Origin of the sequence: Enterococcus hermanniensis (genome assembly GCF_001885945.1) — a bacterium.
In the GTDB taxonomy this organism is placed as follows: domain Bacteria; phylum Bacillota; class Bacilli; order Lactobacillales; family Enterococcaceae; genus Enterococcus_A; species Enterococcus_A hermanniensis.
This window is the reverse complement of record NZ_JXKQ01000004.1, coordinates 147,283-168,939: the sequence shown is the minus strand read 5'-3', so window position 1 is coordinate 168,939 and position 21,657 is coordinate 147,283. Positions and strand designations below refer to the sequence as shown.

The 21,657-nt window shown below is 36.9% G+C and carries 21 protein-coding genes and 1 other annotated feature; of the genes, 5 read left to right on the top strand and 16 right to left on the bottom strand.

Going from position 1 to position 21,657, the window contains the following annotated elements; all coding sequences use genetic code 11:
* Positions 1–19 precede the first annotated feature (19 nt).
* The 11 genes from RV04_RS06225 to RV04_RS06175 all read right to left on the bottom strand — a co-directional run bounded on the left by RV04_RS06225 (position 20) and on the right by RV04_RS06175 (position 11,789).
* The gene (locus RV04_RS06225; protein WP_071857606.1) at positions 20–850 is read right to left on the bottom strand and encodes an amino acid ABC transporter substrate-binding protein; all 831 of its coding nucleotides are present in this window, start codon (positions 848–850) and stop codon (positions 20–22) included.
* 33 nt (positions 851–883) lie between these two features.
* A complete protein-coding gene (locus RV04_RS06220) occupies positions 884–1,519 on the bottom strand; it encodes an amino acid ABC transporter ATP-binding protein (RefSeq protein WP_071857605.1) in 636 nt (211 codons plus the stop codon).
* Positions 1,520–1,532: 13 nt separating this feature from the next.
* On the bottom strand, positions 1,533–2,174 hold the full coding sequence (locus RV04_RS06215; protein ID WP_071857604.1) for an amino acid ABC transporter permease: 642 nt from the start codon (positions 2,172–2,174) through the stop codon (positions 1,533–1,535).
* 240 nt (positions 2,175–2,414) lie between these two features.
* Positions 2,415–2,640, bottom strand: a binding site (T-box leader).
* A 79-nt stretch (positions 2,641–2,719) separates the two neighbouring features.
* Positions 2,720–3,811, bottom strand: a complete 1,092-nt coding sequence (locus RV04_RS06210) for a DUF871 domain-containing protein (RefSeq protein ID WP_071857603.1) — start codon at positions 3,809–3,811, stop codon at positions 2,720–2,722.
* Between the two features lie 36 nt (positions 3,812–3,847).
* Positions 3,848–5,236, bottom strand: coding sequence for a glycoside hydrolase family 1 protein (locus RV04_RS06205; RefSeq protein ID WP_071857602.1), 1,389 nt, complete (start codon positions 5,234–5,236; stop codon positions 3,848–3,850).
* Between the two features lie 86 nt (positions 5,237–5,322).
* Positions 5,323–6,576 carry a PTS sugar transporter subunit IIC gene (locus RV04_RS06200; protein WP_071857601.1) on the bottom strand — a complete coding sequence of 418 codons (1,254 nt, stop codon included), beginning with the start codon at positions 6,574–6,576 and terminating at the stop codon, positions 5,323–5,325.
* A 24-nt stretch (positions 6,577–6,600) separates the two neighbouring features.
* The gene (locus tag RV04_RS06195; protein WP_071857600.1) at positions 6,601–7,743 is read right to left on the bottom strand and encodes a GNAT family N-acetyltransferase; all 1,143 of its coding nucleotides are present in this window, start codon (positions 7,741–7,743) and stop codon (positions 6,601–6,603) included.
* Positions 7,744–7,754: 11 nt separating this feature from the next.
* Entirely contained in the window at positions 7,755–8,084 is a 330-nt protein-coding gene (locus RV04_RS06190; RefSeq protein ID WP_071857599.1) for a PTS lactose/cellobiose transporter subunit IIA, read from the bottom strand.
* 19 nt (positions 8,085–8,103) lie between these two features.
* A complete protein-coding gene (locus RV04_RS06185; RefSeq protein WP_071857598.1) occupies positions 8,104–8,421 on the bottom strand; it encodes a PTS sugar transporter subunit IIB in 318 nt (105 codons plus the stop codon).
* A gap of 119 nt (positions 8,422–8,540) precedes the next feature.
* Positions 8,541–11,219: a sigma-54-dependent transcriptional regulator gene (locus tag RV04_RS06180; RefSeq protein WP_071857597.1), complete on the bottom strand. Its 2,679-nt coding sequence runs from the start codon at positions 11,217–11,219 to the stop codon at positions 8,541–8,543.
* A gap of 75 nt (positions 11,220–11,294) precedes the next feature.
* Complete coding sequence (locus RV04_RS06175) at positions 11,295–11,789, bottom strand: TetR/AcrR family transcriptional regulator (RefSeq protein WP_071857596.1); 495 nt, start codon at positions 11,787–11,789, stop codon at positions 11,295–11,297.
* A 146-nt stretch (positions 11,790–11,935) separates the two neighbouring features.
* Here RV04_RS06175 and RV04_RS06170 point away from each other — a divergent pair, with 146 nt between their 5' ends.
* Positions 11,936–12,859, top strand: a complete 924-nt coding sequence (locus RV04_RS06170) for a ketopantoate reductase family protein (RefSeq protein ID WP_071857595.1) — start codon at positions 11,936–11,938, stop codon at positions 12,857–12,859.
* Positions 12,860–12,915: 56 nt separating this feature from the next.
* On the opposite strand, the gene RV04_RS06165 is transcribed toward RV04_RS06170, so the two are convergent.
* Positions 12,916–14,991 (bottom strand): DNA topoisomerase III, encoded by a 2,076-nt coding sequence (locus RV04_RS06165; RefSeq protein ID WP_071857594.1) that lies wholly within the window; start codon positions 14,989–14,991, stop codon positions 12,916–12,918.
* Positions 14,930–15,301 carry a DUF1033 family protein gene (locus RV04_RS06160; RefSeq protein WP_071857593.1) on the bottom strand — a complete coding sequence of 124 codons (372 nt, stop codon included), beginning with the start codon at positions 15,299–15,301 and terminating at the stop codon, positions 14,930–14,932. Before RV04_RS06160 ends, RV04_RS06165 begins: the two co-directional genes overlap by 62 nt.
* A gap of 238 nt (positions 15,302–15,539) precedes the next feature.
* Between RV04_RS06160 and RV04_RS06155 the strand changes: the two genes are divergently transcribed.
* Both RV04_RS06155 and RV04_RS06150 read left to right on the top strand, forming a co-directional pair.
* A complete protein-coding gene (locus RV04_RS06155) occupies positions 15,540–16,793 on the top strand; it encodes a multidrug efflux MFS transporter (protein WP_379952968.1) in 1,254 nt (417 codons plus the stop codon).
* A 59-nt stretch (positions 16,794–16,852) separates the two neighbouring features.
* Entirely contained in the window at positions 16,853–17,101 is a 249-nt protein-coding gene (locus RV04_RS06150) for a hypothetical protein (RefSeq protein ID WP_245791057.1), read from the top strand.
* Positions 17,102–17,182: 81 nt separating this feature from the next.
* Here RV04_RS06150 and mnmA read toward each other — a convergent pair whose 3' ends face one another.
* Complete coding sequence (mnmA, locus tag RV04_RS06145) at positions 17,183–18,301, bottom strand: tRNA 2-thiouridine(34) synthase MnmA (RefSeq protein ID WP_071857591.1); 1,119 nt, start codon at positions 18,299–18,301, stop codon at positions 17,183–17,185.
* 181 nt (positions 18,302–18,482) lie between these two features.
* Here mnmA and RV04_RS06140 point away from each other — a divergent pair, with 181 nt between their 5' ends.
* Together RV04_RS06140 and RV04_RS06135 are read left to right on the top strand one after the other, a co-directional pair.
* Positions 18,483–18,857 carry a GntR family transcriptional regulator gene (locus RV04_RS06140; protein WP_071857590.1) on the top strand — a complete coding sequence of 125 codons (375 nt, stop codon included), beginning with the start codon at positions 18,483–18,485 and terminating at the stop codon, positions 18,855–18,857.
* Positions 18,857–20,230: a PH domain-containing protein gene (locus tag RV04_RS06135; RefSeq protein ID WP_071857589.1), complete on the top strand. Its 1,374-nt coding sequence runs from the start codon at positions 18,857–18,859 to the stop codon at positions 20,228–20,230. Before RV04_RS06140 ends, RV04_RS06135 begins: the two co-directional genes overlap by 1 nt.
* A gap of 47 nt (positions 20,231–20,277) precedes the next feature.
* Here the strand turns inward: RV04_RS06135 and RV04_RS06130 are convergent, their stop codons facing one another.
* Together RV04_RS06130 and RV04_RS06125 are read right to left on the bottom strand one after the other, a co-directional pair.
* The gene (locus RV04_RS06130) at positions 20,278–20,883 is read right to left on the bottom strand and encodes a metallophosphoesterase (protein ID WP_071857588.1); all 606 of its coding nucleotides are present in this window, start codon (positions 20,881–20,883) and stop codon (positions 20,278–20,280) included.
* 91 nt (positions 20,884–20,974) lie between these two features.
* Positions 20,975–21,613 carry a hypothetical protein gene (locus tag RV04_RS06125; RefSeq protein WP_071857587.1) on the bottom strand — a complete coding sequence of 213 codons (639 nt, stop codon included), beginning with the start codon at positions 21,611–21,613 and terminating at the stop codon, positions 20,975–20,977.
* Positions 21,614–21,657 lie beyond the last annotated feature (44 nt).

Sequence of the window (21,657 nt, the reverse complement as noted above, 5' to 3'; positions counted from 1 at the left end):
TTTGTTCGCCTTTTCTTGTTTAATCTTTTGGTAATGTTAACTCTTCGCCAAACCATTTTTTAGAAATTTCAGCATACTGACCACTATCTTGAAGTTTTTTGAATGCACTATTGATTTTTGAGACCAATTCTTTATCGCCTTTACGTGCACCTACTGCAAAATCTTCATTTTTGTAACCAACATTGAAAATATTAAAATTATCAATTTTATTCGCTTGTTTCAAATAATAATCTGCATAAACTTTATCAATCAGCAATCCATCAATTCGGTTATTTTCTAAGTCGATCATCGCTTCATTGAAACTTGCATATAAAGTAGCATCATTATCTTTGACATTGTCTTTTAAAACAGCTGCTTGGTTGTTGAAATCTTCATAACCAGAAGAACCTTCTTGAGCACCTAATACTTTGCCTTTCATTCCTTTAGCATCGGTAATTCCACTATCTTTTTTCGTTACTAAAACTTGTTCATTTTGAGCATAGGGATCACTGAAAAGCACTTTCTTTTCACGCGATTTTGTTACCGTATAGCCATTCCAGATCAAATCGATCGTTCCATTATCTAGTTCATTTTCTTTCATTGACCAATCGATTGGCTGGAATTTCGCTTCAATGCCATATTCTTTAAAAACCGCTTTAGCTAAGTCAACATCGAAACCAACGATCTTGCCATCATCATCTTTGAAACCCATTGGTACGAAGGTATCATCCAAACCAATCGTTACTTTTTTATCTTTCTCGATCGTTTTCCAGCTATTTGTATCACTTGCTTCTTTTTTACTACCACAAGCCGCCAGGGTCACTAGTGCTGCGACTGCAACCATTCCCAAAACAAATTTTTTCATTTTCATCCGAAATTCCTCCTATTGAATTGATTTATTGGTTTATTTAATTGGTTCCACTTTCAATACTTTGTCACCGATTTCTTCGGCAAAGACTAAATCATGGGTAACTACGATTTGAGTCACACCATCTGCTTTTAGTTCTAAAATCAGATTAGCCACTTGCTGACGTAAAGCTGGATCTAATGCACTCGTTGGTTCGTCATAGGCTAAGACTTTAGGATTCATTGCCATCGCTCGTGCGATTGCTAAACGTTGCTTTTGACCTCCTGAAAGTTGATAAGGATAATTGTTCAAAAGTTCTTCAATCCCTAAAAGCTCAGCTAGGTGATTGGCTTTTGCAAGATAGGTTTCTTTGTCTTGTTTCAAAACCAAACGTGGTCCGATCGTGATATTGTCTAAGACACTTAAATGCGGAAACAATTGAAAGTCTTGGAAAACTACACCAACGACTTGTTCCTGTTCTTTTGTAGACGTTGGATCAAAAGGTTTTCCATCTAATAAAAAGGTGCCACTATCTGCTGATTCCAAACCTGCTAAAGTTCTTAATAGTGTGGTTTTTCCTCCGCCAGAAGGTCCGACAATCGCTAAAATTTGTCCATCTGGAATTACTAAATCTAAATTATTGATTACTTTTTTGTCACCAAAAGATTTGTTTACTTGTTTTAATTCGATCATTTTCTTCACCAACCTAACGATAATAGTTCAAACGATTTTCTAATTGTTTCAAGATTACTGATGTTACACCAGTCAAAACTAAATAAATAATAGCTACACCAAAGAGTGGTAGTAATGTGGTGTCTCGTTCCATTGCGATTTTACCAGCGCGCATAACATCTGATAAACCAAGGATATAAACTAAAGAAGTATCTTTAACCAAATTGATTACTTCATTTCCCACAGAAGGCAAAACAATTTTCGTTACTTGCGGGATAATGATACGAGTGATCGTTTGGACCGGTGTTAAACCGATCACTCGAGATGCTTCGTATTGTCCCACTGGAATCGATTGGATTCCCCCACGAAATATTTCGGCATAATAAGCAGCGTAGTTTAATACAAAGGCGAAAAGTGCGGCATCAAAACGATCAAAGATGATCCCAACTAAAGGCAACCCGTAAAAAACAAAAATCAATTGCAAGAGTAAAGGGGTTCCTCGCATAATCCAAACATACAATTGTAAGAGCCATTTTAAAGGTTTAAAACGACTTGCTAATCCAAAAGATAATAAAATTCCTAAGGGTAACGAACCTAAAATCGTATAAGCAAATAATTTCAGTGTGGTCGATGCCCCTTGTAATAATTGTGGCATAACATTGATCAAATAATCCATTCTAACATCCTCCTACATTTTATGAACCATTTCAGTTCGATCTTTTTTACTCAATCTAGTATTGTTGCAGTTCCTTACACTCTTAAAATAAACGAAGATATAAAAAAAGTCCTCTGGTATCACTTACCAGAGGACGTCAAATACGTGGTTCCACCTCATCTTTGTTCCCTTTTCGCAAAAAGAACCTCAATGGGTCAGTCATCCAATCGAAGGTATAAAAAAATCCTTTAGTCGCTAGGACTAAAGGACGTAATTACGTGGTTCCACCTTTTTTTATCGTCGTCTCACAACGAACGATCTCAACTGGTCAATCTGACCTCTGCGTTAACGGGCTCTACCGGACCAACCTACTAACTTCAGCTGATCGACTCAAAGATGTGGTTCACAATTAACTGCTGTCTCTTCCCACCAAACAGAGACTCTCTGAAAACAAATCAATCATTACTCTTCTTTTCATTGTCGTTTGATTAAGTTGTTTCATACTTTACACGCATCAATCGTTTTTGTCAACTAATACTTTCATCTTTTTTTCATTTAAATCAAATTTAATTTTTAGGAACAAATTGGAACTTCGTCCACGGTTTCAAAAAATCCAACATAATCAATTCTTCTGACGGAATTTTACCGACTAGATTCTTACGTGAATCACGATGTGGTTCTAACACAATTTGCAGTTCATTTTTGTACTTGCCGAATTCATCGTTTCCTACGACCACATCACCGATTTGAAATTCTTCGGTATTGTCATGGACTGGATTTTCGATGTCTTTATATTTTACTCGAACCATAGTCGAACGAACAGCCATTGATGTAATATCACCTCGACGGAAATGTTTTTTATCCGCTACGATCTTACGTTCAATCTCCGTGGCAGCGGGAACAAATTCGATCCCTAAGCTCACTTTATAACGATCAACTGCTGCTACTCTTTCAAGCTCTTCATCTGAGGCATAGGCATTACCAATAATCACAGTATCGATCAATCCAGTCGCAAAAAGATGTCTTGTTTGTAAATCGATTGGCAAATGACGATGCATCTCTAGTGTTGGTAGCCCATCATTGACATCCCAAGGTCCATATTGTGCTGCATGACTTGTTACGAAAGCCGCTGTTTTGATCCCATGGCCTTTGAAACGTTCACTACAGCTGATAAAGAAATCATAAGGTAACGCAGAACCTTCTTGAGGATAAAAATTATGACAGCCATAAATAAATGGCTCATTGGCTTCATAAGATAAGATATTATCTAAGTAAGCGACGTTGTTACTCATATTCAATTCGATCGCCAAACCTTCTGGATTGTAACTTAACATCGCTTCTTTATTGCCATCAAATCCTTCATCCAAACGAATTCCTTCCGCTCCTAGTTCAGCAAAGAAACTCAAATCATCATAAGAGATTCCCAGATCATCAAAAATCGAAGGTGCGATATCCAAAATCGTTTCAAAGCCTAAACCTTTGGCAAAATGAATGATGTTACCGAATTTTTCACTAACTTTTTCTTTGCCTTCTGTCACTTCTAGCATACTCATAAAAATTCTAGAGTAGCCTAGCTTTGCTGCTTTTTCGATATAGGTACGATCTACTTGCGGATCGCTATGATCTGGATAAATAGAAATGCCTAGTTCACGCTTCATTAATTTATTTCCTCCTCATTTAGCTAAATTATTTTATTAATCCGACAGTCCATTTTGTTCAGCTACCCCTTTGAACCAATGACCTGATTTTTTGATTGTTTTGATTTGAGTATGGATATTATTTGAGATGAATCCATAACGATTCTTATACGAATTTAACCATGACCAACAGTCTATTGGTGTCCACATATGGTAACCAAAACAATTTGATCCTTCTTCGATTCCCTTGTGCAACCATTCCAAATGTTCTTGAACGAAATCGATTCGATAATCATCTTCGATCATCCCAGCTGTATTTTTGAAACGCTCTTCATTTGAGACACCCATCCCATTTTCAGAAACATACCACGGAATATTTTTATAGTTTTCTTTGATATTTAGGGCAATATCATAAAGAGCTTTAGGGTAAATTTCCCAGCCGCGATCTAGATTTACGCGACGACCAGGCATATCATATGCATCATAATAACGATCTGGCATCCATTCACCTACCGAATTCGGTGCAACATCTGGTGCTTTGACCCGATTTGGATGATAGAAGTTCACTCCTAGAAAATCGACTGTGTTTGCTTTTAAAATCGCTTTTTCTTCATCTGATGTTTCCCATAATACTTTGTCTTTTGTAAGTAAATTTTCTAATTCAGCTGGAAAATGGCCATAAATAGCTGGCTCTAAAAACATTTTATTGTTCCAAAGTTCGGCAATTCGAGCAGCTTCTTGATCTTCTGGCGCTTCTGAAGCTGCATAAGTTGGTGTTAAATTTAAAATTGTTCCGATTTTCGCATCTTTAATGTCCAGTTGACGAAATGCTTCAATGGCTTTAGCTGAGGCTAGATTCAAGTTATAAGCAACTTGGACAGCTTTTTTTCCATCAACAATATTTGGATAATGAAATTGGAATAGATACTCGCCTTCAACTACAACCATCGGTTCATTGTGAGTTGCCCAGAATTTTACTCGGTCACCAAATAGCTCAAAACATTTTTTAGCAAATCCAACATATAGATCTACCACTTTTTTAGATTCCCAACCGCCATATTTATCATATAGTTCCACTGGTAAATCAAAGTGATGCAAATTCATTACAGGCGTCATGCCCTCAGCTAGCATCGTATCAATAACATTGTTATAGAAATCCACAGCTTCTTGATTGACGCTATTCGTTTCTAAATCATCGATCAATCGACTCCATTGGATACTTGTCCGTAAACTGTTCATTCCAATCGCGTGCATCATTTGAATATCTTTTTCATAGCTGTTATAAAAATTCGAGGCAACATCTGGCCCTACTTGATTATGAAATTTTTCGGGTTCGATTTCGAAATGATAATCAAAGACATTGGCATGTTTTTTATTGAAACGTCCTTCACTTTGAGGGCCTGAAGTAGCTGCACCCCACCAAAAATTCGCTGGAAATTTTTTCATTACTAATTCTCCTAATCTGTACGATAAATTTTAATAAAATAGAAAGGGGTTAGGGATCTTATGATCCATAACCCCTAAGTTGTTACTTAAATTTCAGTTCCTTTTTTTAATTCTTGTCTAGTAGACAAGATAACAAATGGAACATACATAACAATTGAAATCACTAAGTTAACTGCCGCTAAAACAGCTCCTGAAACACTTTGAGTTGCTAAGAACCCACCAATAATTGGAGGAGTTACCCATGGTGGCATTACCGTTGCTGCTGGTACCCAACCAAAGCTTGTTGCAAAGTAAGCTGTTGTTACACAGACCATTGGAGTCAAGATAAATGGAATAAACATAATTGGATTCAATACCAATGGCAAGCCAAACATCAATGGTTCATTGATATTGAAGATACCAGGTGCTGCTGCCAAGTTGTTTACAACCATGAACGGTTTATTCTTACGACCAACTAAATAAATCGCAATAATCAAACCAATTGTTACACCAGTACCACCCATATTTACAAATGAATCAATAAATGGTTTGTTAACGATATACGGTGCTGATTGTCCAGCTGAAAGTGCTGCGTTGTTCGCTTCAATTGCAGGCGCATTGATTGCTTGCATGAATGGATCGATCATGTTAGCCCCATGTAAGCCGAAGAACCATAAGAATGGTGTGATGAATGCAATCAGTAATGCTGACCAATAAGAATTAGCTAAGCTCATAAATGGTTCTTGAACAGCTGCATAGAAGGCTGCAAACATGTCTTCTACACCAAAACCAGCAATAATGGCTGCAATTAATCCGAAAATTGAAATCGTGATCATCGCTGGAAATAATGATGCGAATGAACGAGCAACTGCTGGCGGTACACCATCAGGCATTTTAACGATCAATTTTTCATTGCCGACTAAACGAGTGAAGATTTCTGCAACAAGGATACCTACGATCAAAGCCACGAACAAACCAGATGAATTCATTCCACTAAGAGCCGCCCCTAAAGTAAAGAATGAAGCAACTGAAACAACACCTGTTCCAATTGGGTCTTTTCCATAGCCACGAGCTAGATTATATGCCACTAAGAAAGCAATGAAGACTGAAAGAACACCGAATGTTCCGTTCCATACTGCTCCTCCGAACCCTTTCCACGCTTCACCACCAAAAATCCCGTTCATGAAGTTTTGGAAAGCTGGTATCGGCAAGTTGTTTAACATTACCGCTAAAGCACCTAAGATCATCAAAGGCATCGTTACTGTAAATGAATCACGAATTGCTACTAAATGACGCTGATTCCCAATTTTTGATGCATGTGGGATAAAGTGTTTTTCCATAAAATTGACAAATCTATCCATTTTTTAATTCCCCCTAAATTTTCCTCAAAAATAATCATAAAAATTTTGTTTTCCTTTTGGAATTACTGATGAAGTAACATCTTTACTCGTCGTTACTTTCCCCAGAAAAATTCCTTCTGATAATGTCAAATCACCTAATAGTAATTCGCTCCATCCATGAATCGATGCTTTGATTGCTCCTGCTTGTTGTACTTTTTTACAAGTCCCTTGACTAATCAGCCAACTACCAACATTCCATGGACATTCTCTATCTTCAGCTACCTCTAAAATAATTTCATTTTGGATAATTGGCATTTTAGAAAATAATTGCTCAATATCAATAATTCGACTCATCATATAAGGTTTAATAGTAATCGAAATAGCTGATTGTTCAGAAAAACATTGCTCGATGCATTCATGCATCGGTGCGTGATAAAGAAAATCCTCGAATGATGACACATGGGCTTTTAAATAAGTTAATAACTTGCGTAACCCAAAAACATCTTCATATGCAAGTTCATCTACTAATAAAGTGTCTCCCTGCATCCGATAAATAAGATAACCGCAGGCTTGATCTTTTTCATCATAGGTCACAGCATAAAAGCGATGTGGGTAGTATTGATCTAGACGTTCCCACCACCAATTTTCACGTATCACTGTGCCAACTTGTTGCTGTTTTAGTAGCCGTTGATGAATTGTTTGAATAACTGATCGCATTTGTTGCCAAGTGCCTCGCACTACATGCCCTTGTTTCTCACTAGCTAAATAAGTAAAGGCTGATGCTGGTATTTGGTATGTTTTTTGCTTACTAGTCACTTCATACCCAAATTGCCGATAAAAGGCTTCAGAAAAAGGAGCTAACTGCGACACCGCTACTTTTTGTTGATACAAATCAACTAAAAGTTCAGACATGATCGTACTGATCCCGCCCTTTCCGCGATATTCAGGATAGCTTGCTACATAACCAATACCAGCCATTTTCACACTTTGATTAAATAATTGAATCTCAAAATGATTGGCCATCACTAAATTTGTCAGTTGTTGGTCTTGATAGACCCCATAACAATCGGCATGCGCGTAACGAGACAAGAAAAGCGTATCATCAATGATGGGCTGTTGCTTTTTGAATGCGTATTCAATTAAACTTGTAATACTCTTTAATGTTTCATGATCGCGAACTAACTTCACGAAATCACTTCCTATTCATTTCCCAAACGTTCATAAATTTCTACAACTTCTGTCGCTAAATCTTTAAATGTGATGCTCGTCATTAAATGATCTTGGCTATGAACAGCTAGCAATGTAACGTTCATTGGATTACCACTTGCTTCTTCAGTTAATAGACCCGTTTGTGAATGGTGGGCTTCAACTAGTGCTTGGTCAGCAGCTTCTAATTTTTCTTTTGCTAATACAAAGTCACCTGTTTTAGCCGCTTGAATCGCTTCCATTGCGTCGCTTTTTGCATTTCCAGCATTGATGATCAATCCCATCACTGCCTCTAGTTGTTCTTGCGTCATCGTATCACTCATCGTCAATCTCCTTTTGCTTTTATTTCATTAGATTAAGGGCCGTATTCAAAACAGCTTCGCCATTCATCATGCCATAATCTTTCATATCGATTACATCTACTGGAATACCTGTTGGCGCTAGTTTAGTTTCAAATTGATTTTTCATGAAACGAACTTGAGGACCTAATAATAAGACATCCACTGGTTTAGCCGTATCTTCTAATTTAGCATCGGCTTCTGAAGCTGATACTGCAAAAATATCTGATTCTAATCCTTGTGCTTCTGCAGCTTTTTCCATTTTAGTTACTAATAAACTTGTACTCATGCCTGCTGCACAAACTAACATAATTCTTTTCATAACGAACACTCCTTAATATTTTATTGTTCACTTTATATAAAGCAATTACCGTGCCACTTTTTTAGTTGCACAGAAAGCGTGATGATAAGGTTTTCATAATACACAAAAAAAAATTCGGATTACACAGTGTGTAATCCGAATTTCACTTGATTATCAACTAACATTTTTACAATGTACGCAATATCGTCTTCTGTAAAGCGCACGGAAAATTGATTTTCGATCAATGACAATTTAGAAGCTACTTGATTGAAGAACAGAATATTTTCTTGATGAAAGTATTTTACATCATCAAAGAGTGGTCGCTCTTCTTCTTTTTTTACTTTATCAACTAGAAAAGCAATATGAATGCTTAATGCTTGAATCGCTGTATTTTCGATTATCAATTCATTATCCCGACGGAGAAGTTTCAATACATCATCAATCATCAAAAATAAGGTCTTAACATCGAGCTCAGGGGTAAAATCATTGGTCAATGAATCTACCATTTCAGGTAGTGTAATCGTACTACCAATCAAATCTTGAAATTCTAAAATTTTATCCCGTTTGAATAGATCCATTGCAGGAATAAAAGGAATTTTTTGATAATGAATCTCCATCGTTCCAATAATTGCTACAATATCTTTATGGGTCACTAATTGATCGATTCGATGCTTAAAACCCTCTCGCTCTAGTGACTGCATCTGAATCACTTCATATTCATCTAAATTGACGATTTGCGAAACTACCTCATTTAAACGTTTAGAAACCCCTTCGCCAGTAAAGCAAGCGACGATGATTACTTTCTTTTCATCCTTTTTAGTCGGCTCTTCTAGTCGAACCATTGTTTGGAACATCGTCATTACACTGGTGTAGATTTCTTCTAATGAACGTCCCAACGTTGCTAAGCGCAAACTTTCTAAGACCAACATCGTGCTAGCCATCGAGATCACTCGTGTCCGAATCCCCATCTCATGGAAAATCAAGTTCCCAAAGTTATTCGGTGAGCCCATATCCGTCATCAAAATAATGCCTTCACTGAATTCTTCTCGTTTTTGTTGAACGTAATTTTTAATTTGGCTATACATCGTCTCGGTCCCAACAGTTAAAGGCATATTAAAAGCAAAGCCCTTGGTAGTTCCCAATAATTCTTGAACGGTTTCCAACATACTAGAGGCAGTAGATTTACCGTGCATCACTACTAAAACCGCCACTTGCCGTTCATCTATTTTTTGTTTTTCATGATTATCCATCGTTAAAAACATTGTAATAAAGCCAATTTCATCCAACGGAATCATAATATTATAGGCTTCTTCAATCCGATTTGAAAATTCGATAGCAATTTGAAATTCTTTCGAATAATTACGTCGGATATCATTTAGATTGGGGTGTGAAATAAATTGGTTGCCTCGAATGCGTTCAATCGTTGAGTTGATATGTAACGCAAAAGCAAAGCGAACTTTTTCATCGTAATCACGTTTCATGCGATTCGCCGCAAAATCATAAAGTTCATTGACCAACTTCCAAAGTTCGTCTGAAATGATCTCACGATACGCATTCGTATGCGATAATTCCTCCACATAATTTTCAAAATATTGATCCACATCATCAGAGATCAATTCCTCTAAATCGATTTCTGATAAGTTTTCGCGCCCTAATTTTTCAAGCTTGTAGGTGATCGAATGATAAACTTCCATGTCTTTATTGGGATCTTGCCCCCAAACAACTTCTTCTGTCCCTGGCTTTAAAGTTAAATAAAGATTTCGTTTATCCATAAAGGGTAACATCGCATCTTGAACATCATTCATGCGCAAAAGACCTTTTTGGACTACTAATGGTAGATCATCCTCGATAATCATTAATTTTTCCGAATCATTGCTGGTCTGGTGATGCAAAAAGGCTTTGGCACAAACCAGTTTCAAATCACGCTTTAATTGGCCTATATTCCCTTCTGCTTGGTACAATAAAAAAGCCAACAGACTACGTTTGTCAATCGCGATTTCTTGCATCAATCGATTTGCTTCTTGCTGTAAAAATTCTTTAATGATTGCTAATCGTTCATCTAATGAACGCTCTTCCAGTGAGGGTAATTCGATTTGCATCGGTATTCTTCGATTGAATGTCGATAAAAACGTCGAACTCGTTTCGGTGGTTGCCCCAATAATCTGGACAGAAGCATGTTTTTCTTTCCCATCCCCTAAAGAACGAAACGTACCTTTATCAATAAAAGTAAACAACATCTCTTGCCCTTCAGGTGGCAGACGATGGATTTCATCTAAAAATAAGATACCACCATCAGCTTTTTCCATTAATCCTTCACGATTTTCTTCGGCCCCAGTAAATGCTCCGCGCTTTACACCGAATATATGTCCATAAAGTAATTGTGGATTTTGAGCATAGTCTGCACAATTAAAAGTAATGAATGGCGCGGTCTCATCTAGAACATTTGCTGAAACAGCAAAGCGATACATACATTCAGCAAACATTGTTTTTCCCGTTCCAGTTTCTCCAAAAATAATCGTATGTAATCCCCGCGGAGGGTATAAAATAGCTGCTTTTGATTTTTGGATTTGGCTCTTTAGTGATTCCTCACGGCCAATCAAATTATCAAAATTAATATGTGTTTCTGCTGTTACACTGGCAATTTGAAATTTAACTGGACGGCCATCGATTTTTTTTACTAGACCCTCCTTAGTTAATTCATTCAGGTAACGACTAATATTCGTACGATCGACATTCAGCTGATCTACTAGTGTTTGTGCTGTTTGTTCGTTCGGATTTGTTTTTAAAATTTCTAGCACTTCATCTTTTCTTGACTTCACTACAATCCCTCCCGAAAATACATAAACCGTTTTCATTGTACTCTTTTTTTACACTTTTTTCTATAGCTTAGTTATTTATTGAAAATAACGAGTGATATCTCCCAATATCTTAGCAATCTCTTTTTTTGAAATATTTCGTGTTAGATACTGCTCCAATACGCCCATTAATCCGTGTGTGAAAAAAATAGCGGTCAATTCAGGGACATCAACTAACTGTTTACTTAAATAAGCCAATTGGACTCGGGCAAAAAAGCCTTGTTTATCAGCTATGAATAATTTACTCAATAATTTTATATGCTCATCTACGTATTCAAAGGTCTTTTCAAGCTTTTGTTGGTTGTTATTCTCACCATTTTCTTCACAATAATGAATCAACTCATCCATTTCATGCTGAATACTTTTTTCCAATAAATCATCCTTATCAATAAAATGGAGGTAAAACGTTCCTCTATTGATATCTGCTAATTGGCAAATCTGACTAACTGAGATTTCCTCATATGCTTTTTTTTCTAGCAACTGATAAAAAGTAGCCGTAATCCCCTGCTGCGTTTTTCTTTTACGCCGATCCATCGCGAAACTCCATTCAATTTTTAACTTCTGTTCATTTATCAACAACTTTGATTTTCTGTTAATTGAATATCATACTTCGTTATTTTAGTATAGTGGACACAAGTTGATTAATCAACAGTTGTTGATTAATTATAAGGAGTGAAGGAATGAACGTTTTAATTTATGGTGCAGGGATCCAAGGAAGTTTTCTAGCACATTCGTTAAACAAAGGAATGAATCACGTAACCCTTTTAGCTAGGGGAAAGAAAAAAGACAAATTGATCACTGACGGACTAGTATTGCAGCACACCTTGCAGCGAAAACAAACCAAAGATCAGCTAAGAGTTATTGATACCCTTAAAGCTGATGATCACTATGATATTATTTTTGTTACGATGAAATATAGTGACTTCCCTCAAGTCATTGATTCTTTAGCCCGCAATAGTAGTTCGCTGATTGTCTTTGTCGGAAATCAAGTCAATCCCGCGGCCCTCGCAGCTGAATTACAGAAAAAGAGCCTTGAAAAAAAAGAAATTCTTTTTGGCTTTCAAATGACTGGTGGAACAAATACATCTAACGGCACCACCGTTTTACACTTTGGTAAAGGAAAAATGAAAATTGGATCAATAAGTAGCTCATTTACAGCTACTAAACGACTAGATACTTTATTTGCGAAGACAGATTATTCTTGGCAATATGAAGCACAAATGGTCGATTGGTTAGAGAGCCACGCTTTACTGATTATGATCCAAAATTCTTATGAATATGTCTATTCTGCTGCCCCAAAAAAAGAAAAAACTAGAAGTCAGCTAGACCAACTAGCACAAGCCATGAAAGAAGCCGTTGCTGTAATGGATCACGCTCAGATCGAGATACTTCCAAAAAAACAAAAATATTTGTTTTCTCACCCAGCACTGACTAAAAGTTTATTTACTATTTACTATCAACTGCCTATCAGTCAAATGGTCCAAGGTGATTTTAAAGAAGTCTATTATTTGATCCGTACATTTATGCAGTATTCACTGGAAAAACAGCCCACACTGAAAGAATTGTTAACTCAAGCAAAGGAAAAATATGAAGCGACTATTTAATAATTAATTATATAGAAACAACCCCTCCAAGTGACTTCACTCGGAGGGGTTTGATATTATTGTTGATTTTCCATTGCGGCTTTTAAGGCTGCTGCCAATGGGCTTTCTTGTGGTTCTTCTTGATCATTGACCTTTTTTAATAAGCGACGTTCTTCATGTTTTGTCATTTTTTTCGAACGTTCTTTTTTGTCTAACATTTTTTCCGTCGTTCCGTCATATTTACAACGGAAATATGAACCATTTTTTCCATCAATGATTTCCATTTTACGATGACATTGTGGGCAACGATGATTTGAAACTTTCGGATCTTTGCGACGACGGTAACTACATTCAGGATTGGTACAAATATAAATTTTTCCATCGCGTGTATTTTTTTCGCGTAATGGTTCACCACACTCAGGACATTTTTTCGCTGTGATTGAGAAATCTTGATACTTTTTATCGCTATGTTTTACTTCACTGACTAATTTTTTTGTATCAGCTTCGATTTCCTGCAAGAATTGATGACTACTGTATTTACCATCAGCAATCGCTTCTAATTGTTTTTCCCATTTTTCGGTTAATTCAGGTGTCACTAGTGATGGATTCACCAATTCTAACAATTGTTTACCCTTTGGTGAGACCAGTAACCCTGTTGTTGTACGTTCCATCAATTCTGATTTGATCAATTTTTCAATGATTTCAGCTCGAGTAGCTGGTGTACCTAAGCTATGCTTTTCCATTTGAGCCAGCAGAGTTCCTTCATTCAACGATTTTGGCGGCGTCGTTAGCGCTTTTTCAATCGTAAAAGCAGGAACAAGTTTCATGCCTTCCGTCCATTGAACGGCCTTTTTGGCTTCTTCAACCGGTTTCCAACCAGCCACTAAAACTTTATTTTGGCGGAAAGTAAAGGTCTCTTTTTGGAATGTGACGGTCACCTTTTGTTGGCTTTCTTTATGCGCATCCGCAAACAAACCTAGGAAACGAGTCACAATCATATGATAGATTCGTTGTTCATCAGAGGACAATTTTTCAAATCTTGGTCGTTGCTCTGTCGGAATCAATGCATGGTGATCAGTTACTTTATTGTCTTGGAAGACACGAGTTTGTTTGACTTGTCCTCCATTTTTAATATAGGTTTTGACTTCTGGCGCGAAATCACTGATTGCTTGCAAGCGTTCCTTCATCGTCGCTTTCATATCATTCGTTAAATATTTACTATCCGTTCTAGGATAGGTTACGATTTTATGTGTTTCATAGAGGCTTTGGACAAGAGACAACGTTTTTTTGGCAGAAAATTGATACCGTGCATTCGCTTCTCGTTGGATCTCTGTTAAATCATAAGGTAGCGGAGCTGGTTCTGTTTTTTCTTTTGTCGCTATCTGCGTGACAGTCCCTTTTTGTTGTGACAACTCTTTAACAAGTTTTTCTGCTGACTCACGTTCAGTAATCCCGTAAGGATTTTTTTGATTCAGTTTTGCTTTTTGCCCAGCTACTTCAAGTGAAATCACATAATAGCTTTGCGGGCGGAAGGCCTCGATCTTCTTTTCTTGCTGACGGACCATAGCCAAAGTCGGTGTTTGTACCCGACCAGCTGACAGACTGTCTTCGTATTTAACGGTCAATGCGCGTGTAACGTTCAGCCCTACTAACCAATCTGCTTTTGCCCGAGCCAAAGCAGAATAATAGAGATTATCGTATTCTTTGGCTGGTTTTAATTTTTTGAAGCCATCTTGGATCGCTTTGGTTGTTTGAGAAGAAATCCATAGCCGTTTGACAGGTTTATTAAAGCGCACATATTCTAAAATCCAGCGTGCGACCAATTCCCCTTCACGACCTGCATCGGTTGCAATGACTGCTTCTGAAATATCATTTCGTTTTGCCAGTTGTTGGATTGCTTTTAATTGCCCGCGTGTTTTTGGCAAAGGTTTGATCCCAATCGTTTTAGGGATCATCGGTAGTGTTTCCATCTGCCAACTTTGCCATTCTTTATTAAGGTCTTCAGGCATTTTTAAACCCAATAAATGACCAAGGGCCCAAGTCACGACAACATTGGGTCCTTCAAAATAGTTCTTATGTTTTTGTGTAGCGTTAAGCACCTTGCTCAAGTCTCTTGCAACACTTGGCTTTTCCGCTATAATTAGCTGTTTCATAAAGTTCCTTTCTGCTTTCAACCGGAAGTGGCTGACCGTTCTTTAATAATGCGATACCCCAATATTGTTGCAAATAGTCATCACATTCTTCGCACCAGCGTTCATCTTCTTCATTCCAAAACGCACTCAAATAATTGTGTTTCGCATTACTGTATGTATTTTTGTTTTTTAGTTCGTTCCATTGATATTCATAATAAGCAACCGCTGCTTCTAAATCATCGAAAGTCGCAGTCGTTTGAACGTCTCTTTGCCAATCCTCGAAAAACCACCATGGTTCATTATCACCGTACATTGTCATTACTTGATACATTCTGCTACCCTTCTTTCCACCTCAATCATAGGGATGATGAAATAAAAATTCAAGGATAATGTTTCAAAATTGCATAATTTCAGAAAAAGGATGATTTTCTTTAAATTTTCTGAAAAAGTTGTTTTTTTCTTAATTATATCTTATCACAATAGGCGGTGATTTTACATACTAGAAAATAGCGTTATAATGTATAACGGTTTTTAAAATTGAATATTAGTGAAAGAAGGCCTTTATTATTTTGAGTAAAATCAAAAATGCATTATTTCAACCTCGTCAGACTTGGCAAAAAAATCTGATTGTCTTATGGTTTGGTACATTCATGGCCGGTATCGGTTTTAGTCTCGTGATGCCTTTTATGTCCTTATATATTGATTCACTAGGAAACTACTCTAACCAGCAATTGAACTTTTGGAGTGGAATCACCTTTTCTTCTACTTTTTTGATCACTGCCATCGTTTCACCTCTTTGGGGACGCTTAGCTGACCAAAAGGGTCGGAAAATAATGTTATTACGCGCTTCTCTTGGAATGGCTGTCGTGATTAGTCTGATGGGACTCGTAACCAATGTTTATCAATTAATTGGCTTACGTTTGCTCCAAGGTGTCTTTTCTGGTTATATCAGTAACGCTACGGCTTTAGTTGCTACGGGAACCCCACGCGAAAAAAGTGGTCAAGTTTTAGGGACTTTAGCTACTGGCGCTGTGACCGGAAACTTATTAGGGCCCTTAGTCGGTGGCGTGATCGCATCCATTGTTGGTTATCGTCCAACCTTTTTTATTACTGGTAGTATCCTATTTTTAGTCTTCTTGCTTAGCCTACTGTTTGTCCACGAAGAATTTACTCCTGTTGAAAAGAAAGATATGCTCCCTGCAAAAGAAATTTTTCATAATCTAAAATACCCACATGTTGTGATTGGTATGTTTGTCACTACACTGATCATTCAAGCTTCCAATAATTCGATTAGCCCGATTATCAGTTTATACATTCGTCAGTTGATGCACAATCATGGAAATATCACTTTAGTCAGCGGAATTATCGCTTCGATTCCTGGTATTGCTACGTTGATTGCTGCCCCACGCTTTGGTCGTCTAGGTGACCGGATAGGCAGTGAAAAAATCTTGGGGATCGGTTTGATTTTTGCGATGCTCGTTTTCTTGCCCATGTCGATCGTTACCAACGTTTGGCAATTAGCCGCTTTACGCTTTTTAGTCGGAATCTCAGATGCTTGTCTCTTACCTGCTGTCCAAACGTTGATCACAAAATATTCTCCACAAAATGCTGCAGGTAGAATTTTTAGCTACAATCAATCGTTCCAAGCTGCTGGAAATGTTGTTGGACCGATGATTGGTTCTAGTGTGTCGTCTATCTTTGGTTACCGTGGTGTCTTTATTTCGACTTCAGCATTGGTGTTAGTCAATTATCTACTGGTTCATCGTAATACAAAGGAAATTATCGAAAAGAAAAAACAACAAGAAATACAGCAAAGTCATTAATTATAAGTCGTATCAATAGCATCTTTTTAGACAAACTCTTATACTAGAGGATGATTCTAATGAAAGAAGTGAACGATATGTTAGACGGACAATTAAAATTTTTAGACTTTTTCCTTAACAATACGATTGAAGGAAAAGAAAATGAAGCCAAAGAAATTTTGGTCAAAAGTTTTGCTGATCAAGAGACTAATGCTTTAAGTCTAGAAGATTTCAAACAACTCCAAAAAACGCTATTCCCGTTAATCAAACCAGAAAAATTAAACGAAGTAAAAGTCGCAATGGCTCATTTTGCTCAGAGCATTGCATAGAAAGAAAAGTCAGTCGCTTTTGACTGGCTTTTTTTATACAAAAAAATGAGACTTTCCATCAAAGGAAGTCTCATTTTCACTTTAAATATATTGTAATTCTTTCATTTCTTGGTAAGCATGATCAATCAAGCCCCCACCTAAACATTCCATGCCATCATAAAATACAACTGCTTGACCTGGTGTAATCGCACGAACAGGTTCATCAAAAATAACCTCTGCACGATCCCCATCTAATAGACGGACTGTTACTGGCAAGTCTTGTTGGCGGTAACGGAATTTTGCAGTACATTTAAATTCTTTTGGTTTTGTTTCATTAGTAGTGAAGTGGATTTCACTGGCATCTAAACTTGTAGCATATAGTGCTTCGTGATGGAATCCTTGGCCCACGTATAATGTATTCGTTGATAAATCTTTACCAACAACAAACCATGGTTCTTGTGTCTTACCACCACCACCAATACCTAATCCTTGGCGTTGACCAATTGTATAGTACATCAAACCGTCGTGATCGCCTTTTTCTTCCCCATCTAAAGTAACCATTTTACCTTTTTTAGCTGGAAGATAGTTACTCAAAAATTGTTTGAAATTCTTTTCTCCAATAAAACATACACCCGTAGAATCCTTTTTCTTCGCCGTAGCTAAACCAGCTCGTTCAGCGATTGCACGAACTTCCGGTTTTTGCATTCCGCCAAGTGGAAACAATGTTTTTGCTAATTGTTCTTGTGACAATTGGCTTAAAAAATACGTTTGATCTTTATTATTGTCGACGCCGCGCAACATATGCACGACCCCATTCTCATCTTTTTCAACTTGTGCATAGTGGCCAGTCGCTACGTAATCTGCTCCTAGTTCCATCGCGTAGTCTAAGAAAGCTTTGAATTTGATTTCTTTGTTACACATAACATCAGGATTTGGTGTCCGTCCTGCCCGATATTCGGCTAAGAAATATTCAAATACCCGATCCCAGTATTCCTTTTCAAAGTTGACAGAATAATAAGGAATTCCGATTTGCGCAGCGACTTTTGCTACGTCCTTATAATCTTCTGTTGCGGTACAAACACCATTTTCATCAGTGTCGTCCCAATTTTTCATAAAAATGCCGACCACATCATAACCTTGTTCCTTTAATAACAACGCAGTTACAGATGAATCGACGCCGCCGCTCATTCCTACGACGACTCGTGTGTTGCTGTTAGACACAGTATCACCATCATTTCAAAATAGATTCCGAAAATTCTACGATTTGAAGGTCGCAACTTTTCAGTAAAACGAATTATACAACATAAATCTTAAATTTTCGATAGATAATTCTTCATAATTATTTTTATTTGCCATTTTGTATTATTTGTATTAATATAAATAATACAAAGGAGGGGACAAAATGATTTTAGAAATTGATCCTCATGCTGAAGAACCGATCTATTTGCAGTTACGAAATCAAATCATTATTGGTATTGCACGTGGCGAATTAAAACCGGAGGAACAGCTGCCTACGGTTCGACAATTTGCCGATGAATTAGGAGTCAATACGATGACTGTTTCAAAAGGGTATCAGCAATTACGAGAAGAAGGGTATTTGATTACTGATCGCAGGAGAGGGACCTTAGTTGCTCCATTACCCGTAAAACTGAAAAAAAATCACGAAAAGAATCTGACTTTATTATTAGCAGAGCTTGCTTTGACTGATTTAGATGAACAAATGATTCAAGAAAAAGTTCAAACTATTTTAGCTAGCTTTAGAGAGGAGGAAATTTGATGTTTCCGAATATGATTTTAGCCATTTTGATTTTTTGTAATTTAGTTATCGCGTTCACCACATCCTTGGCGGCTAAACCGCATAAACAGGTAATCGTCGAAAATACTTTTCCAGCCGACAAATTGAACGATCCCGAAGTAATTCTTTTTCGAAAAAATTATCAAAAAAGACAATTTCAATTAGCAGGTATACTATCAGTTTTAGATCTTGTGTTGCTGTTTCCAATGAAAGAATCTATTTTTATGTTGCTCTTTTTCGTACTGTTGTATTTCTCAATTGGTGCTAGTTACTTAGTACAGCTTCGCTATATTCGTAAAGGCCATCAATTGCTCGTTAAAAATCAGTGGCAGCTGGCCGAACAACCAATCAGAGTCGATACAAAATTAATCGTTGAAAAAAATCGTAAACTAGTTCCCATTTGGTGGTTTGCCCCCGCCTTGGCGTGTTTATTTCTTTTTACTTTTGTTCTACAAGCAGGAAGTTTACATTCATTGGCTTGGTTTTTATTGTTGCTTGGCTTACTTGTACTACTTTTATTTATCATGATTTGGCGTTCAATCAGTCATTTACCTGTTCGCGCTTTGACTAATGATTCGCTGGTCAATCAACGATACAACGATCTGACTAAATTTTATTGGTCCACTTATATGATCCTCTCAAGCCTGGCGATCGTATTGATCATTTATCTCCCTTTGCTAACAATGACTGCGGCGGCTAAATTTTTTGTATTCCTTACAATAATAGAGTTTTTATTGATTTTATTATTTTGTGGGCTGACTTTATGGTGGCTGTTGCGCTTACGGAAAAAACAAGACCAAGTTTTAGCCCAAACAACTACCTTTCGCTATACTGGTGATGATTACTATTGGCGTTATGGCATGTATTTGAATCCAGATGACTCACGTCTGATGATTCCTGATCGAATCGGCATGAATCTCTCAATCAATCTGGGAAAAACAATCGGAAAAATTTTTCTTGTCCTTCTTCCGATCCTTCTGATTGGCGCAATGTTGGTCACTGTGATTCCGTTATACACGTTGGATTATCACCCAGATCCATTAACCTATAAAATGACTCACAATCAATTGATTTTGGATGGTCCTTTGACACATAAACAAAAAATTGATTATGACCAGATCGAAAATGTTCAATTAATCGATCAGATGCCACAAAATATTATCAAAGTAAATGGTTTGGCAACCGACGATTATGCACTTGGTAATTTTAAACTTGAAGGAAAATCGACTACTCTATTTGTAGAGTATCAATCAAAACCAATTTTAAAAATTACGACTAAAGACCGCGATTTTTATTATACGAATAAAGAAGCTGCTAAAACTAAATCTTTATTCAAGCACCTCCAAGCACAATAATAAAAAAGCGCCAGCAAATTTGCTGACGCTTTTTATTATAGATCCTTTTATTTTAATCTTTGGACTTCTGTTTCTTTATACGCTGCAATCTCATCAATCAAGTTTTCAGAAATCGGGGTCCCAAATGGTAAAGCATTTTTTAAAAATTTTCTTTCTGGTGCATCTACTCCTACATTGATATCCTCGGCAATTGGCATACTATAATTATGGATATGTCCATGAAGATTACGAATATTCACTGTTTTTCCTAATAGCATTGGATAATGGGTCAAATAATATTGATGATGGTTAAACTTTACGATCACCCCAACATCATTAAACTCAAACTTAGGTTCTCCATTCGTTAATTTGGGATCATGAGCTGCTAAATATTTAAAAAAAGCCCGGGAATCATGGTTGCCTTTGATAAAAATAATTTTTCCATTCAATTGAAGCAATTGCGCTAAGACTTCTGCAGAGCCTCGATCGTATTTAGGGTGCATCGCAATATCTCCCAAATGATAGACAGTATCTTTATCGCTGACGACGTCATTCCATGCTGTGATCATCTGCTGATTCATTTCTTCCACAGTATCGAATAAACGCGGGGCAAATTCGTTTTCGCCTAAAAGATTCTCATGAAAAAAATGCGTATCGGATATAAAATATTTCATCAAAATCACCTACCATTTATTTTGATTGTTGGTTTTATTCTACCATCGTTAATCAAAAAAAGCCCCAAAAGGCAATCAAAAAGGCTACCAATCATAATTGGTAACCTTGTTTTAGTAAGATAGCTTGGTATTTCATTTTAATGATCGAAATAACAGCTTCTAATTGCGTCAAATCCGCTTCTTTCGTGTCATCAAATTCACGGGTTTGCTTAAATGAACGACCTGTATCAATTAAATGAGAGGCTTGATTCCATTTTTCAAACTCAGACAAGTTATTCAAATTAGCAATTGGAAAAGCTGCACCATCACAGATTTCCCATAATCGAAACGTTAGAAATGCTGTGTCGATCACTTTGAATTTATTATTTGTTGTTTGGATAATTACCTTTTCTGGCGAATATTTTAAATACCAATCCAATAAGACAAAAAAGGCTTTCCAACGATAATCATCTTGAAACATTTTTTGAGTATCTGGCGTATCCCGAAAAATTAAAGGAACGAAATATTTCCTTTTATACGTCCAGCAAGGAATCGAATCGATAAAATAGTCGACATAGCGCGTCAAATAGCTATTTCCTTGATAATCACTAATATAATAATCATCTACTCCGTAAGCCTGGAATTGCTTCGTTAAATAGGCACAATCTTCAATTGAGATCGTCAGTCCTGACAAGACCCGGAAATTAGAAATAATTTTATTGTGCGTAATCGTTTGAATCTTGCGAACCAACTTCTCACCTTCATTCCTAATAATTTTCTTAATATTAGTTTACC

What these genes read in the sequence shown, in the direction of transcription:
- RV04_RS06225 (WP_071857606.1), bottom strand. Translation starts at nt 850, where the DNA reads ATGAAAATGAAAAAATTTGTTTTGGGAATGGTTGCAGTCGCAGCACTA.
- RV04_RS06200 (WP_071857601.1), bottom strand. Translation starts at nt 6,576, where the DNA reads ATGGATAGATTTGTCAATTTTATGGAAAAACACTTTATCCCACATGCA.
- RV04_RS06140 (WP_071857590.1), top strand. Translation starts at nt 18,483, where the DNA reads ATGATTTTAGAAATTGATCCTCATGCTGAAGAACCGATCTATTTGCAG.
- RV04_RS06185 (WP_071857598.1), bottom strand. Translation starts at nt 8,421, where the DNA reads ATGAAAAGAATTATGTTAGTTTGTGCAGCAGGCATGAGTACAAGTTTA.
- RV04_RS06205 (WP_071857602.1), bottom strand. Translation starts at nt 5,236, where the DNA reads ATGAAAAAATTTCCAGCGAATTTTTGGTGGGGTGCAGCTACTTCAGGC.
- RV04_RS06175 (WP_071857596.1), bottom strand. Translation starts at nt 11,789, where the DNA reads ATGGATCGGCGTAAAAGAAAAACGCAGCAGGGGATTACGGCTACTTTT.
- RV04_RS06150 (WP_245791057.1), top strand. Translation starts at nt 16,853, where the DNA reads ATGAAAGAAGTGAACGATATGTTAGACGGACAATTAAAATTTTTAGAC.
- RV04_RS06130 (WP_071857588.1), bottom strand. Translation starts at nt 20,883, where the DNA reads ATGAAATATTTTATATCCGATACGCATTTTTTTCATGAGAATCTTTTA.
- RV04_RS06210 (WP_071857603.1), bottom strand. Translation starts at nt 3,811, where the DNA reads ATGAAGCGTGAACTAGGCATTTCTATTTATCCAGATCATAGCGATCCG.
- RV04_RS06170 (WP_071857595.1), top strand. Translation starts at nt 11,936, where the DNA reads ATGAACGTTTTAATTTATGGTGCAGGGATCCAAGGAAGTTTTCTAGCA.
- RV04_RS06165 (WP_071857594.1), bottom strand. Translation starts at nt 14,991, where the DNA reads ATGAAACAGCTAATTATAGCGGAAAAGCCAAGTGTTGCAAGAGACTTG.
- RV04_RS06215 (WP_071857604.1), bottom strand. Translation starts at nt 2,174, where the DNA reads ATGGATTATTTGATCAATGTTATGCCACAATTATTACAAGGGGCATCG.
- RV04_RS06135 (WP_071857589.1), top strand. Translation starts at nt 18,857, where the DNA reads ATGTTTCCGAATATGATTTTAGCCATTTTGATTTTTTGTAATTTAGTT.
- RV04_RS06190 (WP_071857599.1), bottom strand. Translation starts at nt 8,084, where the DNA reads ATGAGTGATACGATGACGCAAGAACAACTAGAGGCAGTGATGGGATTG.
- RV04_RS06220 (WP_071857605.1), bottom strand. Translation starts at nt 1,519, where the DNA reads ATGATCGAATTAAAACAAGTAAACAAATCTTTTGGTGACAAAAAAGTA.
- RV04_RS06160 (WP_071857593.1), bottom strand. Translation starts at nt 15,301, where the DNA reads ATGTATCAAGTAATGACAATGTACGGTGATAATGAACCATGGTGGTTT.